Raw genomic sequence first — 15449 nt, 5'->3', positions numbered from 1 at the left:
AAATAAATCAATGTCTAAACCAACGAATATTACTTGGCATGAAACATCTATTTCCAAAAAAATTCGGCGTGAAAAAAATGGTCACGGAAGCTGTGTACTCTGGTTTACGGGACTCTCAGGATCGGGAAAATCAACTATCGCAAATGCTGTATCGAACGAATTGTTCCGTCAGGGGATCAATGAATATGTCCTCGATGGTGATAATATTCGCCACGGTTTAAACAAGGATCTTGGTTTTTCCGATTATGACCGAACTGAAAATATCCGAAGAATTGGCGAAGTTGCCAAGTTGTTTGTCGACAGCGGCAAAGTGGTGACCACCGCCTTTATTTCACCATTTCGCTCTGATCGTGCGCAAGTGCGGGCTTTATTTGAAGACGGTGAATTTATTGAAGTTTTTGTCCAATGTCCAATCGAGGAATGTGAACGTCGCGATCCCAAGCAACTCTATGCGAAAGCGCGTCGTGGCGAAATTAAAGATTTCACGGGAATTGATTCACCTTATGAAGCGCCAGAACAACCGGAAATCACCCTCCGATCTGATCAGGTAAGTGTGGAAGAGGCAGTGGAACAAGTCTTTGCTTATTTAAGAGATAAAAAAATTATCTAAATGATGAATAAAGGAGCAGCGAGAATGAGAGGGATTCTTTACATTGGCCACGGCACACGCTCAAAAGAAGGAGCAGCAGAAGCAAATTCCTTCATACATAGAGTAATGGAACGAATTGATGTTTCCATTCAGGAAATGAGCTTTCTAGAGTTGACCGAACCAAGTATTGAGGAAGGCTTTCGGCGCTGTGTGATTAGGGGAGCGACGGAAATTACAGTCATTCCCCTGTTCTTGTTGTCAGCAGGTCACATTAAAGAAGATATTCCTCAAGCACTGACTTCTCTTCAGAAGCGGTTTCCGAATATCGAAGTGAAAATAAGGAATCCTTTTGGTGTCCAGGGGAGGATTCTCGATGGAATTGCTGAACTCGTTAGGAACACTGTCGTAGATTTATCTTCGGAGGATTCCATTTTAATTGTTGGAAGAGGAAGCAGTGACCTGAGCATTCACACTGCCTTCGCACAGATATCTGAAGGGATTCAGGAACGCCTTAGGACGAAACTTGTTTCTGTTTGTTATTTGGCTGCTGCTGAGCCCAAGTTCCCAGTAGGTCTTGAGGTTATTTCCAAAAAATCAACTGGAAAAATAATCGTTGTTCCTTATTTATTATTTTCCGGTCTACTTTTAAAGGAAGTCGATCAAAAGGTCAGCATGAGACAAAATCTAGGTCAGCAAATTATCCACATAGGTTCGCTTAGCAAACATCGAGTCATTGAGGATATCATCATTGAGCGGGTTGCAGAATGTTAAAAATACTCTGATTATTGTAAATGCACATTAGCTAATAGTCCAATGGATTATTAGCTATTTCTTTGGAATCAAATTATATAAATGATCTCAAAACATGAACTAAAGTTCACTTTTTAATAGGATAAATGTTATAATAAAGGTGTAAATGTAAATATCTCTTACATAAATAAATCTAATAGAAGAGAGGCTAAAGCAGGGGATAATAAAATGGTAAAATCTAACGAAAAAGATGTGATTATGTGACAGAACTTATGAATGAAAAAATTCAACACCGCAAGTTACCACTTCGAAAAGTTATTCTTCGAACCATCGCTATTACAATCGGAGCCATTCTTATGGCTACCGGGTTAGAAATTTTTCTAGTTCCTAATCATGTTATTGATGGCGGCATTACAGGTATTTCAATTATGCTTGCCCATATAATTGGATGGAAATTAGGGATCTTCATCTTCATATTAAACTTACCTTTTGTTTATATGGGATATAAACAGATGGGGAAAACCTTTGCATTTTCTACTGTTTATGGAATAATCGTTTTATCTATTTTTGTATCATTTTTCCACCCGATTCCAGCTTTTACTGATGATATTCTCCTTGCTACTGTTTTTGGAGGGATGATTCTGGGTATGGGTGTAGGAATCGTCATCCGAAATGGCGGAGCGTTAGACGGGACAGAAATATTGGCACTTGTGATCACTAAAAAGGTCCCATTTTCAGTTGGCCAGATCATCATGTTTATCAATATCTTTATCTTAGGAGCTGCCGGTTTTGTGTTTAGTTGGGACCGGGCAATGTACTCCTTGTTAGCCTATGTTATTGCATCTAAAGCGATAGATTCTGTTGTTGCAGGATTAGAAGAGTCCAAATCTGTTTGGATTATTAGTGATGAAGCAGAAGAAATTGGAAATGCTATCAATGCCCGACTGGGAAGAGGGGTAACTTACATTAAGGGTCAAGGTGCTTTTACTGGAGATAGCAAGAAGGTCATTTTCAGTATTATCACGAGGTTGGAAGAATCTAAATTAACCACAATTGTAGAGGATATTGATCCAACAGCCTTTTTAGCTATAGCAGACATTTCAGAAGTCCGAGGAGGCCGATTTAAGAAAAAGAATATTCACTAACAATAAATAAAAGGATCTGCAAATGAATCACAGATCCTTCAACTAGTATTAGTGGCCTAAACCAATATCATCTACATGCTTCACATGTTTATTATTAACCCAGATAAAAAGGACCGAAACGATGACAAACCCTGCTCCAACAAGAAAAGGAACACTTGGATTATAAATTTCGGCAAGTTTTCCGGCAGTAAAGGGAGCAATCGCTCCTCCAATAAAACGGAGAAAGCTATATGCAGCAGAGGCCGTTGATCGTTCAACGGGGGCAGCATTCATCACGGCTGTAGTGATGAGTGTATTGTTATTTCCTAATAACGCACCTGCTAGGATAACAGCGGCAATGATCACCCACTGGGTTGATGTCCATATACCCATTGAAACCAAAAGGAGAGCAAACAAGATTAACATCATACACATCGATTTTATGGTTCCAAACCATTCGGAAAGTTTTGGAGCCATAAATACAGAGGTGACAGCCAGTAGGATACCCCAGCCAAGAAATACGAAGCCTAATCCGTGTTCATCCAAGCCCATAACGAAAGGTGCATATGCCAGCAAGGTGAAGAAGCCAAAATTGTAAAGGGCAGCTGCAATACCGAACACTAACAGTGAACGATGCTTTAAAGCGCGAAATGGGTCTAATAATGAAGTGCGAGCTTTTACCGCATTTTGAGCAGTTGCTTTTGGCATTAGGATTAAAAGGCCAATAAAGGCAATAACCATCAAGGTGGCGACCCCAAGAAACGGGCCACGCCATGACATCGCGCCAAGCCAACCGCCAAGTAGCGGGCCAACTGAAATCCCTAGTCCGATTGCAGCTTCGTATAAAATGATTGCTTTTGCCGTTCCACTATTTGAGAGGGAAACGATCGCAGATAAAGCCGTTGCAACAAACAGTGCATTTCCAAGGCCCCAGCCGCCTCGAAGCCCAACGAGTGTCCAAATACCATTTGAAATACCGCCAAGTGCCGAAAATACCGCAATGATTACGATTCCAGAAAGTAACGTCCATTTGATGCCAAGCCTTGTTGAGATTACCCCAGTAATAAGCATGGCAACTGCCATAACGGCATTATAGCTGGTGAATAGTAAGGTTACTTCAGTTTGTGTGGCATTTAATTGTTCGGCGATTGCCGGTAAAATAGGATCAACAAGACCCAACCCCATGAACGCGATAATACTTGCAAAAAAAACAGCCCAAACTGCTTTTGGCTGGGTAAGTAAACCAACCTTTTTACCGATTGCCTCCGATTTGTGTGGCTGCATTGTTAATTTAGATTCTGATCTTGGTGACATCTAATTTCCCCCTGTATTTTTGTTTCCATCCTTTTGAATTAGTTGTATGATGAAAGTATATAATTGTATTATACAATCAATTTCCACTGCGTCAATAGTGCTTTTGCAATAAATGTAAGGTTGAGATTACATATCATAGAGTACATATGTTATCATATTTGTTATATGAAATAAGGTTGACAGTGAGGAAGGAAAGAAATGGATGAACATTCATTAGAAATGATCGAACTTGAACTAGCAATTCTGATTCGCCGAACTACTTCAATTTCGAACAATAAAAAATTCGGGAATCTTGATAGATCTGCCTATTTAATCCTTCGCCGCATCAAATCGAAGGGGGCAGTGGGGGTTAAAGTTTTGGCGGAGGAATTCAAGCTAGATATATCTACAGTCAGTAGACAGGCAGCAGCTTTAGAGCATAAAGGTTATTTGTATAGAATTCCCGATCCATTGGATGGGAGAGCTTACACTCTTCAGTTAACTGAACAGGGTACAAATGAATTATTCGATTATAAACAGGCACGTTTGAAGCGAATTACCGAACTATTAGAAGACTGGACTGATGAGGAACGCAAATTATTCGGGATACTTTTGGAAAAATTCAATCAGTCATTTAATACCTAAATTTTTATAACTGTTTTTTATAAAGGGTAGGAGAAGATAATTATGGACACTAAAAGAATTGAACAAGACTACTTAGGAAAAAAAGAAATACCAACAGATGCTTACTATGGTATTCAAACACTTAGGGCAGTTGAAAATTTTCCAATTACAGGTTATCGAATTCATGAAGATTTAATAATAGCGCTTGCGATGGTTAAAAAAGCGGCTGCAATTGCCAATATGAATACGAAGAGGCTGTATAGTGGACTTGGCAACGTTATTAGCCAAGCAGCTGATGAAATGATTGAAGGTAAATGGAACAATCAGTTTATCGTTGACCCGATCCAAGGTGGAGCAGGGACATCAATGAATATGAACGCTAATGAAGTGATTGCCAACCGTGCACTAGAATTACTCGGTCATGAAAAAGGTGCTTATATGCATTTAAGTCCCAATACACATGTTAATATGTCGCAATCAACGAATGATGTATTTCCTACAGCTATTCATATAGCAACACTCAGATTACTTGAAAAATTGCTAGCGACTATGCAGGATATGCTTAAGGTCTTTAAGGATAAAGCTAAGCAATTTGAAAACGTTATTAAAATGGGTCGGACCCATCTTCAGGATGCCGTTCCGATTCGATTAGGTCAGGAATTTGAGGCTTACTCTCGAGTGCTTGAACGGGATATTAAACGGGTCCATCTTTCACGGGGGAATTTATATGAAGTGAACATGGGAGCAACAGCAGTTGGAACAGGATTAAATGCAGACCCAAAATATATACTAGATGTGGTTAAACAGCTTACAGAAATCAGTGGATTACCGTTGGTCAATGCAGAACATTTGGTTGATGCTACGCAAAATACGGATGCTTATACCGAAGTTTCAGCAGCTTTAAAGGTGTGTATGATGAACATGTCTAAAATCGCTAATGACCTTCGGTTAATGGCATCAGGTCCTCGTGCAGGCCTTGCTGAGATTTCCCTTCCAGCCCGTCAGCCAGGATCTTCGATCATGCCTGGAAAAGTAAACCCTGTTATGCCGGAACTGATTAATCAAATCGCCTTTCAGGTGATTGGAAACGATCATACCATTTGTCTAGCTTCAGAAGCAGGCCAGCTTGAATTGAACGTCATGGAACCTGTATTAGTCTTTAACCTACTTCAATCTATTAGTATTATGAACAACGGATTCCGATCATTTACGGATCATTGTCTTGTAGGGATTGAAGCTAATGAGGCTCGCTTAAAAGAGAATGTTGAAAAAAGCGTAGGTATTATTACAGCGGTTAATCCACACCTTGGTTATGAAGTGGCAGCGAGAATCGCTAGAGAAGCTACTTTAACTGGCAAGTCTGTTCGTGAATTATGCCTGAAATATGATGTCCTAAGCGAAGAAGAATTAGATCTTATTTTGAATATATATGAAATGACCAAACCGGGAATCGCAGGTGCTGCTCTTTTAGAAAAAGATTAAAGTTCTTTTTACAAAAATATTATTCTTTTAAATAAGGAGTGCCTGACACCGGAACATTTACGAATGGAGTGTCAGGCACCATTTTTTTTACTGTAATAAGTCGCTCAATGGAACCAGTTGGTACCCTTGGGCTCTTAGCCATGGGATTACTTGATTAACAGCATCCGGGGTATTTATTCCGCCGATATGCATGAGGATGATGTCACCGTTGCTTGCTCCAGTTTTAATCCGGGAGATGATTACCCCAGTAGCCGGCTGCTGCCAGTCTATCGTATCCAGTGACCACTGGATGCTGTACGGGTACCCAGCTTCGCCAGCTATTTTAAGAGCGGATGAATTATATGATCCGAATGGAAAGCGAAAATAAGGCTGGGGTGATTTTCCCGTTGCATTCTTGATTGCTTCTTCAGCTTTGATGATATCCTTTTTAAATGCACTAGCTGTCGTTTTTACTGCGTCCGGATGGGAATAAGAATGGTTACCTATATCATGTCCTTCATCGGCAATTCTTTTGGCGAGGTTTGGATATTTCACAACCCATTTACCAGTAAGGAAGAAGGTGGCTTTGACATTATACTTTTTCAACACATCGAGTATCCTAATGCCCACTGCATCACTACCGGCATCAAAAGTTAATGCGATTTTTTTCTGCTGGAGGCTGCCGTTTGAAATAATCACAGATGAAGCTGTTGTAGGTGGGGGATCCTGCTTTGGTGGATCTGCAGGTTGTGCCGGCTCTACATTCTTCCCATAAAGCTTCAATATTTGACCCACATATATGACATCGGAGGGGAGACGGTTCCATTGCTTTATTTTTTCTACAGTCACATTTGCTCGTTTGGCGATGGAGAATAAGGTATCGCCTTTAACGACCTTGTAGTCAACTGTTTCGTTATTACCCACAATAATTTGTGCGGGAGTAGTAGGGTTAGGTTGATTAGGTTCTTCTTTTGCAGGTTCTTCGGATGGAGGGTTTACAATGTCGGGTGGATTTTCATTTCCTGAATCGGTTCCATTATTTTGTCCGGAACCTGAAGGTATCTCTGTTTTAGGAGAATCAACTGTTTCTCCACTCCTAAGGGCAGGCAGGTTCCTATCGTGAAAAAACAATAGGAAAACAACGCATAGCAAACATATTGTTGCGAGAGTATAATAAATTCCTTTTCCTCTTGTTCGACGGGCATGTGAAATTACTCCTAAAACAAGAGATACTGAAAATAAAAGAATGCTAACAAGTATTAAGATTTCTGTCATGGTAATTCCCCCTTAATTTTCGTTCTGACCAGGGTGCAGAAATCGTTTAGTACAAGGAATAATTTGGTGCTGAAGTCGAAGAGGGGACTAAAGTGGTATTGATATATAATTGATTTCTGCTTTAATTATACCATATGAGGAAATGGGCTTAGATGCCACGCACCTTTAAAAAAAGCCTACGATTTATACAAACTTCATTTTGTTTATTATTTTTATATTATTATTTCCAACTTTTTTGCAGGAAATTGTAAATAAAAATGGAATAGAATAGGAGAGTCATATGAAACAAAATACATTGGGTATCGTCTAACTATTTATAAAAGGGCATAGAGCTATAAAAAAAGGGGTCAAGTAGGATAAAATGGCGAAGCAAAATTGGGTAATTTCACTTTTAGTAGCAGTTTGTTTAATAGGAACTGGATGTTCGGAACAAACCGCAAAAGAAAAAGAGGCAAAGGCAGCAGAAATTCAACAAAAGATTGTAATAGAGAAAAAATTACAAGAAGAAAAAAAACTGGCAGAAACAAAGAAACGTGAAGAAGAACGAAAACTGGAAGAAGCAAGGCCTGTATATGTAAATATTATTGATCCGAACACAAAAGACAAGGTAAAAACTTTTAATACGAAGGATTTAGGGTATATAACGAATCCTGAAAATTATAAAGTTGAAATTGCTAAATTGACTAGAGAATTAGCGCGGGGAACTGAATCGACACCTGGGTACGACAAACGAATGGTTCTTGATAAACTGGATGGAAATGGTCAGGTGATCAAAGGAACACCTCAAACAATTCTTGATGAAGAAGAATTGGCTGAAAAGATTATGCTGGCTTCTGAAAAAGGCGGCGATGTAGAGATTCCTTTATATATTAATGCGAGTGGATATAAAAACGAAGACGCGGCCCATTTAGATGAAGTGGTAATTGCCTCATATACTACTTATTTTAATAGTGGTGTTGTGGGGAGAACGAAAAATATTGAACTATCGGCAGAAGCGATAAATAATGTCATCCTTGGAACGAATGATTATTTCTCATTCAATACGACTGTTGGCCCAAGTGATGCGGGGCACGGGTACCAAAAAGCAGCAGAGATTAATTACGGGAAATTAGTCGAAGGATATGGCGGAGGCATTTGCCAAACTTCTTCTACTTTGTATAATGCAATCGATCAACTAGCTGTAACTTATGTAGAAAAACATCATCATTCCTTAAAGGTCGGTTACGTGCCAAAAGGAAGAGATGCTACCGTATCCTATGGCGGCAAAGATTTTAGATTTCAAAATACATCTGGTGTACCTTTAATATTAAAGGCAATTGTAAGAAATGGGTCTCTAACAGTAGAGGTAAGGACATCAACAGCCTACCAAGACCAAGTAAAGAAGGGTATCTAGCTAGTAAGAATGTGAAGTTTGCCACATGAAAAGATGCCATTAAAGACAGACAGAATCCCTTCATTGAACCGGGAAAACGGGTTTGAGGAAGGGATTTTTTGTTTATTTTTAATTGATTACCGTTTTACGGTATTACCTCATTTCCTCCCAATCTGTATATTGACCACTGCCTTGACATCCCGGGCATTCAAACGAATTAAAGTATGCAAATTCATTATAAGGGTACACGGTATAGCCTCGACCATAACAATCAGGACATTTGCCCTGGTCTTTCATATTCGAGACATGATTCTGGTATTTAGTCTCTTTCCACTGGTTAAAAGAGTTGAGTAGTCCCATTTTATTCACCTCATCTTTTTTCTTCTTAGTATGGAGAAAAAATGGAATTATTATGCTTGTATTATTTTATTGCAAATAGGGAAACGATTGAAATATACAATTTTCCATTTATCAAACTTCAATACTTTTCTATAATAATTTTATGTAAATACAGTCATTTTTGTGAATGGTTTTACAATGGAAATAAAAAAAGTGGAAAGCATCATTGCTCTCCACCTTTATAAAATCATGTACATCCTATTTCCCAGAAATATTTAATTTCTTCATTCGATACTGTAAACTTTGCCGACTTAGTCCAAGTAGTTGGGCTGACTTAGAAACATTAAAATTATTTTTAGTTAATACATGGTCAATATAAGATTTTTCAAATAACTCCATTTGTTGTTTTAAGGGAACAGCTATCTCTGCATTTTCTTTTATAAAGTTATCAACTGTAGAAAGAGGGATCATTCTTTCTTTCATCTGCATTTTGTTTCTATATTGGTAGGGTAAATGGGTGTACATGATCCATTCTTCATCGATCATAATATTCATAGCTGCTTCAATAATATGCTCAAGCTCACGAACATTGCCCAGCCAGTCATACTCAAAGAAAGACTGTTTAACTTCCTCTGACAAACCTTTTACATTCATCTGAAAAAGTTCATTGTATTTTTCAATAAAGTTTTGGACTAATAATGGTATATCTTCCTTGCGATCTTTTAAGGGTGGGACAAAAATAGTTACGACTCCAAGCCGATAATATAAATCTTTACGCATCCGATTATTGGCAATAGCATCGATCGGATCTTCATTCATATTGGCAATAACCCGTACATCAACAGGTGTATCCTTCGTATCACCTATTCGCCGAATGGTCTTTTCCTGAAGAACACGAAGTAACTTTGCCTGAAGATTTAAATTTAATGAATTAATCTCATCTAGCAAAAGTGTTCCACCATTGGCCTGTTCAAATAATCCGGGGGTATCGACAGCACCCGTGAAGGCACCACGCTTTGTCCCAAATAGGAGGCTTTCGATTAAATTATCAGGAAGGGCTGCACAGTTTTGAGAAATAAATGGTGCAGATAATCGCCCGCTCCCGTTGTGAATACTTTGGGCAAAAAGTTCTTTCCCGGTACCTGTATCTCCGACAATCAAAACATAGGAGGAAGTTCGGGTAGCACGTTTAGCAGATTCGATTACTTCCTTAATGGCACGGCTATTTCCGATGATTTTATCAAACGTGTATCGGGTTGATCCTTTATTCATATTGCCTTTAATTAATCGCTCTAGTTTTGTAACATCATTGGCAATTTCAACTGCTCCTTGGAGTTTTTCTTCCGAATAAATTGGGATAGTATTGTTTATTGTCGTAATTTCTCGACCTTTATTGTTAAAATAGGTTTGTTTTACGTTACTTGTTTTTTTTCCTTCGTGCAGCGCTTTTACAAGAGTACTAGATTGATCATCTTTAAACATAAACACATCTAATAGGTTTTTATCAATAACGTCATGAAGGTCCATCGATTCCATTTGCATCATTTTTTTATTATATATAATCGTTTTTCCCGTCTCATCTACGGCATGGACACCAACATCCACCTCGTCCAAAATCCGTTTATACATTCGATTTACATAAAGTAAGTAATTGGCGTTTTGTATAGTTTTCTCCATATGATTCATTCCCTTTGTTTTATCCCTTATGCACCTATTTAACCAAATAAAACGTAATAATGCAAAATAGTTTTGCAGTTTTGTAGAAAAACCGTGAAAATTTGCAAAGAATATTGGCGTTTGTCAGATTAATTCTCAATTTGGTAACTTTTGTTAGATAAATATTCTTTCCTTTTTTGTGGAAAAAATATTTTGGCGGTATAGGTGCAAAATATTTATTAATCATGCAAAAATATTTTGCCTATTTGTTCAAAAAATGCTCACAAATCGGCTTATTAATTTTGGCATGAAACTTGCATTTTAATATTTTGAAATATAGCGATAATTTAGAAATTATTAGCTAGTATTAGCTCTTGAAAATAGGCTACTATTTCCGTATAATTTCTAATGCAAAAGGTTTAATTTGTAGAGCTGCCAGTTTAGGTAGAAAATTATCCTATTATTTTGTGTTAAAAAGGTTTGAAAGCGCATTCCTTAAGGGGAAAAGGGGGATATTTTATGAATTTGCAAGAAAATAATTCAAATCATGAATTAAAAAGAACGATGAAGTCGAGACATTTATTTATGATCTCTTTAGGTGGGGTAATTGGATCAGGTCTTTTCTTAGGTTCAGGCTACACGATTAGCCAAGCAGGACCAACGGGTGCTATTCTTTCTTATATTGTCGGCGGTTTGATCATGTTTTTAACCATGCTATGTCTCGGTGAATTATCTGTTGCCATGCCGGTATCTGGTTCATTTCAAACGTATACCACGAAATTTATTGGTCCTGGAACTGGATTTGCACTTGGATGGCTTTATTGGTTAGGCTGGTCTGTAACTGTAGCATTGGAGTTATTATCTGCAGGACAACTCATGCAAAGATGGTTTCCTCACTCCCCTATTTGGATTTGGTGTGCGATTTTTGCTGTTGTATTATTCTCACTGAATGCACTCTCAGCACGCGCGTTTGGCGAAACCGAATTTTGGTTTTCAAGTATTAAAATATTTGCTATTATCGCATTTATCGTTCTTGGTGGAGCGGCGATGTTTGGTTTAATTCACTTGAAAGGTGGACAACCAGCACCGTTTTTCTCTAATTTCACTGCACATGGTTTATTACCACATGGTTTTTCTGCCTTAATTATTACAATGATTGCAGTTAACTTTTCGTTTCAGGGCACAGAATTAATCGGGATTGCTGCAGGCGAAAGTGAAGAACCTGAAAAGACCATTCCGAAATCGATTAAACAAACAGTTTGGAGAACGCTATTTTTCTTCGTTTTAGCGATATTTGTATTAGCCAGTTTAATTCCTATGAAACAAGCTGGAGTCGTGGAAAGTCCATTTGTTGTCGTGTTTGATAGTATTGGAATCCCATATGCAGCAGACATTATGAACTTTGTTATTCTGACGGCGTTACTTTCTGTTGCAAACTCAGGACTGTATGCAGCAACACGAATGTTGTATGCCATGTCTAAAGAGAAAATGACTAGTCCTGCACTTGCAAATGTAAATAAACAAGGAGTACCAATCAACGCGCTTGTTTTGACGATCGGGATCGCTTTATTATCCTTACTGTCAGGTTTCTTTGCCGAAGAAACAGTATTTGTTTGGCTGCTTTCCGTCGCAGGATTAGGTGCCCAGGTCGGTTGGATTTCAATCACAGCTTCACAAATTGCCTTCCGTAGAAAATTCATCCGCGAAGGCGGAAATGTAAAGGATCTTAAATTCAAAACGCCACTTTTTCCAGCTCTGCCAATCATTGCCTTAACCTTAAACATTATTGTATTGGCAAGTTTAGCGTTTGATTCAGAACAGCGTTTGGCTCTGTATCTTGGGGTTCCGTTTGTAGCAGCCTGTTATTTAATTTATCATTTTAGAATTAAAAAGAACCGCGAACAAGATGGTGAAGGTGAACAAGAATTACAACTGCATGAAAATAAAAAAATGATTATTTAGTTTACCATGTTAAAAACGCTTGAAATTGGGCTGCACCCGAATTGTTGGACACTAATCTAACAATAAGGGGTGCAGTTTTTTTATGGTTAAATATAATGCGGAGGATAAATTAAAGCAATATTCAAATACTATTTATCGAGGTGATGAAGATGGGAAAATGGAATGAACAGTCGGCACCCAATAATAATTTGCCACAGAAGACAATCAAGCAAGGTGAATTAGTTGGGAACGAAGCAAAACATGAGTTTTCAGAGGAATTATCTGATGGTGGAGAACGTGACCAAAACATTAAGGTTCTGAGAAATAACGGAAGAGTAAAATAGGATTAATTTTAGGTAGTGGTGATTAAAAAATTACCACTATTTTTTTATAAGCTCTTTACAATACAATTCCTTTGTTATAGAATTTCTATGTACCTAATATATCTAGGTAGGTGATTAAATGTTTAACCGCGAATTAGTGAAAGGCAGTACTTCATTAATCCTGCTTCAATTATTAAACGAACGGGATATGTATGGCTATGAATTAGTAAAAGAGCTTGAACAGCGCAGTGATAATGACTTAAGTGTTAAAGAAGGAACCTTGTATCCGGCACTTCACAAGCTTGAAAAGCAAGAGTACATTGAGTGTTATTGGCAGGAGCAGGAAAAGGGCCCAGCACGAAAATATTACAAGATAACCACGGCTGGGAAGGAATTATTAGGTGAAAAAACACGTGAATGGCAGGACTTTGTTAAGGTGATGAACAAAGTGATAGGGAGATCGAAGCATGGAACGGCCGAAGAATAGGTTTCTTGAACAACTGGCAAAAGGGCTGGGAACTCAATTAGATAAAGAGGAGATTCTCCGTGAATATGCGTCACATATCGATGAAATTTTAATGGAATCGGAATGTCAGGATGAGGATACGGTTTTTGACCTGATTGTATCCCGGCTTGGCAGCCCTAAAGAAATTGCAAAGGTGTGGAGAGAAGAGTTTTCTGTCACTCCAAGTAATATGAAATGGGTGTTTATCCTCTTAAATGTTCTTTTTTTTGGAGGAGGCAGTTTACTAACCTTGGCTCACAATATCTATCCGTGGGAATGGCTTTCAGTTACATGGAATCACTTAACCTCGATTCCAACCTTAATTGCTGTTTTGTATATGTTTTTTTGGGCCTTATTAGGATATGAAATCGGAAAGGGATTTGGGCATAATGGAAGAGTGCTCCTTAGAAAAACGTTTTTACTATCGCTTATTCCTAATTTGCTATTAATGATCCTAACAGTTTTTCATATTATTCCACATTCTTGGTTTGCCCCGTTATTAACCAAAACATTTATTATAGCTTGTATCATTTTTACCATCATCCTATACCCGGTCAGTTGGATTGGCTATCGATGGGGGAGAAAGGCGTCGATATAAGCAGTTTTTTTTGCTTAACTACCTAGTAAAACTATATATATAGAATTTCTATACAAAAAGAGGGATGAAGATGGAAATGAAAATTACTAAATCTGATTGGATCTTTTTAGTCTTATGTTTATTGCTTGGAATTTTAGGTGAAGAAGCTTTCTTTCGCAGTGAGATAGGGATCTCCTATTTTGTGTTTATTTCAGTTTTTTACTCGGTGTTTATTTGGCGCTACCGACGCTTTCAATTTTCACATCAACGATTGGGTTATCTAATTCTTTGTTGTATTTGGCTGCTATCAGCCAGTTATTTTTTAAATAATAACGTGCTATTTTATGTTTTAAATATACTGGTGATCCCTGCCTTAGTTATCTTTCATTTAGTGTTAATCACCAGTCCGAATAATTTTCAATGGAATAAACTAACCTTGGTTACTTTTGTATTTACTAAGTTAATCCAAGCACTAAAATATAATGCTAGTTTCGCTGCCTTGTTTGGAAAGGGCTTTAAACAAGGTGTTAATAAGGACAAATTTTTAGTATGGAAAAAAATAATCCTTGGGATAGCGATTTCACTGCCAATCCTCCTTGTCGTATTGAATTTACTAATTTCGGCAGATTCTCAGTTTGAGCAATTAATTGGCGGCATTCCACAATGGTTCCAAGTCATTACTGTTGAACGTGTTATGAGACTAATTGTTATGCTAATCTTAACCGCCGCCTTCTTTGGATTTATGCAAATCCTATATAACAGACATATGAACGTAATCAAACAACAGTCAAATGAGCAACGGATTCAGATGGATGGAATTATAACAATCACGGTTCTTGTCATCATCAATGCCGTTTATCTTTTGTTTACGGTCGTACAATTCAGGTATTTTTTCAGTGGAACATTACAAGCGGATTTTACCTTTGCTGAATATGCTAGAAAAGGATTTTTCGAGCTCTTATTTGTAACACTCATCAATTTATCGATTACGGTAATCGTGTTAACCTTTGTTAATCGTGCAACAAGTTTCATGCGGAGAGCGACGCAAATCATGCTAACCATCCTCGTCCTTTCGAGCTCTGTAATGCTCTGTTCCGCCTTCCTACGGTTAAGTATGTATGAAGACGCGTACGGGTTTACGTTCACTAGGGTGCTGGTGCATTCGTTTATGATTTTCCTAGTCGTCATCTTTACGTATACACTAGTGAAGATTTGGGTGGAGAAGCTGTCGTTATTTCACTTTTATTTTATTACTTCATTAATCTACTATACAGCGATTACAGTTATTGACTTGGATAAAATCGTCGTGAAAGAAAATATGAACCGTTACGAGACCAGCGGGAAAATTGATGTTCATTACCTTAATAACTTGTCATATAGAGGGGTTTTAGGCTTAATAGACCTTTATGAAAAAGATAAGAATATACCTGAACTAAAAACAATATTACTAGAGCGAAAAAAGGAAGCACTTGCTGAAAGCTTGCCGTGGCAATCGTATAATCTAAAACGAGAGCAGGCATTCTCTGAACTTAAGAAGTTGGATATAAACTAGTAAATAGAAGACGATTCGATGATCCGGATCGTCTTTTAGTTGATATTTATTAATCTGAATAAATTAGG

The 15449-nt window shown here is 37.9% G+C and carries 14 protein-coding genes; 11 read left to right on the top strand and 3 right to left on the bottom strand.

The features are described 5' to 3' along the window. The first annotated feature begins 10 nt into the window (after positions 1-10). The 3 genes from cysC to J7E66_RS20740 all read left to right on the top strand — a co-directional run bounded on the left by cysC (position 11) and on the right by J7E66_RS20740 (position 2484). Positions 11-610: an adenylyl-sulfate kinase gene (gene cysC / locus J7E66_RS20750; protein ID WP_215003322.1), complete on the top strand. Its 600-nt coding sequence runs from the start codon at positions 11-13 to the stop codon at positions 608-610. Between the two features lie 24 nt (positions 611-634). After that, a complete protein-coding gene (locus tag J7E66_RS20745) occupies positions 635-1360 on the top strand; it encodes a sirohydrochlorin chelatase (RefSeq protein WP_215003320.1) in 726 nt (241 codons plus the stop codon). A 239-nt stretch (positions 1361-1599) separates the two neighbouring features. After that, the gene (locus tag J7E66_RS20740; RefSeq protein ID WP_215003318.1) at positions 1600-2484 is read left to right on the top strand and encodes a YitT family protein; all 885 of its coding nucleotides are present in this window, start codon (positions 1600-1602) and stop codon (positions 2482-2484) included. A 48-nt stretch (positions 2485-2532) separates the two neighbouring features. Here the strand turns inward: J7E66_RS20740 and J7E66_RS20735 are convergent, their stop codons facing one another. After that, entirely contained in the window at positions 2533-3747 is a 1215-nt protein-coding gene (locus J7E66_RS20735) for an MFS transporter (protein WP_215003589.1), read from the bottom strand. Positions 3748-3975: 228 nt separating this feature from the next. On the opposite strand from J7E66_RS20735, the gene J7E66_RS20730 reads away from it, so the two are divergent. Beyond that, a complete protein-coding gene (locus J7E66_RS20730; protein ID WP_215003315.1) occupies positions 3976-4401 on the top strand; it encodes a MarR family winged helix-turn-helix transcriptional regulator in 426 nt (141 codons plus the stop codon). Between the two features lie 42 nt (positions 4402-4443). Further along, on the top strand, positions 4444-5862 hold the full coding sequence (gene aspA, locus J7E66_RS20725; protein ID WP_215003313.1) for an aspartate ammonia-lyase: 1419 nt from the start codon (positions 4444-4446) through the stop codon (positions 5860-5862). Positions 5863-5949: 87 nt separating this feature from the next. On the opposite strand, the gene J7E66_RS20720 is transcribed toward aspA, so the two are convergent. Continuing rightward, entirely contained in the window at positions 5950-7116 is a 1167-nt protein-coding gene (locus J7E66_RS20720; protein WP_215003311.1) for a polysaccharide deacetylase family protein, read from the bottom strand. Between the two features lie 361 nt (positions 7117-7477). Here J7E66_RS20720 and J7E66_RS20715 point away from each other — a divergent pair, with 361 nt between their 5' ends. Further along, a complete protein-coding gene (locus J7E66_RS20715) occupies positions 7478-8509 on the top strand; it encodes a VanW family protein (protein ID WP_215003309.1) in 1032 nt (343 codons plus the stop codon). A gap of 576 nt (positions 8510-9085) precedes the next feature. Here the strand turns inward: J7E66_RS20715 and J7E66_RS20710 are convergent. After that, on the bottom strand, positions 9086-10504 hold the full coding sequence (locus J7E66_RS20710) for a sigma-54 interaction domain-containing protein (protein WP_215003307.1): 1419 nt from the start codon (positions 10502-10504) through the stop codon (positions 9086-9088). A 498-nt stretch (positions 10505-11002) separates the two neighbouring features. On the opposite strand from J7E66_RS20710, the gene J7E66_RS20705 reads away from it, so the two are divergent. From J7E66_RS20705 to J7E66_RS20685, 5 genes are all read left to right on the top strand, one after another. Continuing rightward, positions 11003-12445 (top strand): amino acid permease, encoded by a 1443-nt coding sequence (locus J7E66_RS20705; RefSeq protein ID WP_215003305.1) that lies wholly within the window; start codon positions 11003-11005, stop codon positions 12443-12445. Positions 12446-12594: 149 nt separating this feature from the next. Continuing rightward, positions 12595-12768, top strand: a complete 174-nt coding sequence (locus tag J7E66_RS20700) for a hypothetical protein (RefSeq protein WP_215003303.1) — start codon at positions 12595-12597, stop codon at positions 12766-12768. A gap of 118 nt (positions 12769-12886) precedes the next feature. Further along, positions 12887-13234, top strand: a complete 348-nt coding sequence (locus J7E66_RS20695) for a PadR family transcriptional regulator (protein WP_168243163.1) — start codon at positions 12887-12889, stop codon at positions 13232-13234. Then, positions 13215-13850 (top strand): DUF1700 domain-containing protein, encoded by a 636-nt coding sequence (locus J7E66_RS20690; RefSeq protein ID WP_215003301.1) that lies wholly within the window; start codon positions 13215-13217, stop codon positions 13848-13850. The genes J7E66_RS20695 and J7E66_RS20690 overlap by 20 nt, the downstream gene beginning before the upstream one ends. A gap of 70 nt (positions 13851-13920) precedes the next feature. Continuing rightward, positions 13921-15381: a DUF4153 domain-containing protein gene (locus J7E66_RS20685; protein WP_215003299.1), complete on the top strand. Its 1461-nt coding sequence runs from the start codon at positions 13921-13923 to the stop codon at positions 15379-15381. Positions 15382-15449: the final 68 nt, after the last annotated feature.

Source organism: Bacillus sp. ISL-7, from assembly GCF_018613065.1.
This window is presented reverse-complemented; position numbering and strand designations above follow the sequence as displayed.

What these genes read in the sequence shown, in the direction of transcription:
- cysC (WP_215003322.1), top strand. Translation starts at nt 11, where the DNA reads ATGTCTAAACCAACGAATATTACTTGGCATGAAACATCTATTTCCAAA.
- J7E66_RS20745 (WP_215003320.1), top strand. Translation starts at nt 635, where the DNA reads ATGAGAGGGATTCTTTACATTGGCCACGGCACACGCTCAAAAGAAGGA.
- J7E66_RS20735 (WP_215003589.1), bottom strand. Translation starts at nt 3,747, where the DNA reads ATGCAGCCACACAAATCGGAGGCAATCGGTAAAAAGGTTGGTTTACTT.
- J7E66_RS20730 (WP_215003315.1), top strand. Translation starts at nt 3,976, where the DNA reads ATGGATGAACATTCATTAGAAATGATCGAACTTGAACTAGCAATTCTG.
- aspA (WP_215003313.1), top strand. Translation starts at nt 4,444, where the DNA reads ATGGACACTAAAAGAATTGAACAAGACTACTTAGGAAAAAAAGAAATA.
- J7E66_RS20720 (WP_215003311.1), bottom strand. Translation starts at nt 7,116, where the DNA reads ATGACAGAAATCTTAATACTTGTTAGCATTCTTTTATTTTCAGTATCT.
- J7E66_RS20715 (WP_215003309.1), top strand. Translation starts at nt 7,478, where the DNA reads ATGGCGAAGCAAAATTGGGTAATTTCACTTTTAGTAGCAGTTTGTTTA.
- J7E66_RS20710 (WP_215003307.1), bottom strand. Translation starts at nt 10,504, where the DNA reads ATGGAGAAAACTATACAAAACGCCAATTACTTACTTTATGTAAATCGA.
- J7E66_RS20705 (WP_215003305.1), top strand. Translation starts at nt 11,003, where the DNA reads ATGAATTTGCAAGAAAATAATTCAAATCATGAATTAAAAAGAACGATG.
- J7E66_RS20700 (WP_215003303.1), top strand. Translation starts at nt 12,595, where the DNA reads ATGGGAAAATGGAATGAACAGTCGGCACCCAATAATAATTTGCCACAG.
- J7E66_RS20695 (WP_168243163.1), top strand. Translation starts at nt 12,887, where the DNA reads ATGTTTAACCGCGAATTAGTGAAAGGCAGTACTTCATTAATCCTGCTT.
- J7E66_RS20690 (WP_215003301.1), top strand. Translation starts at nt 13,215, where the DNA reads ATGGAACGGCCGAAGAATAGGTTTCTTGAACAACTGGCAAAAGGGCTG.
- J7E66_RS20685 (WP_215003299.1), top strand. Translation starts at nt 13,921, where the DNA reads ATGGAAATGAAAATTACTAAATCTGATTGGATCTTTTTAGTCTTATGT.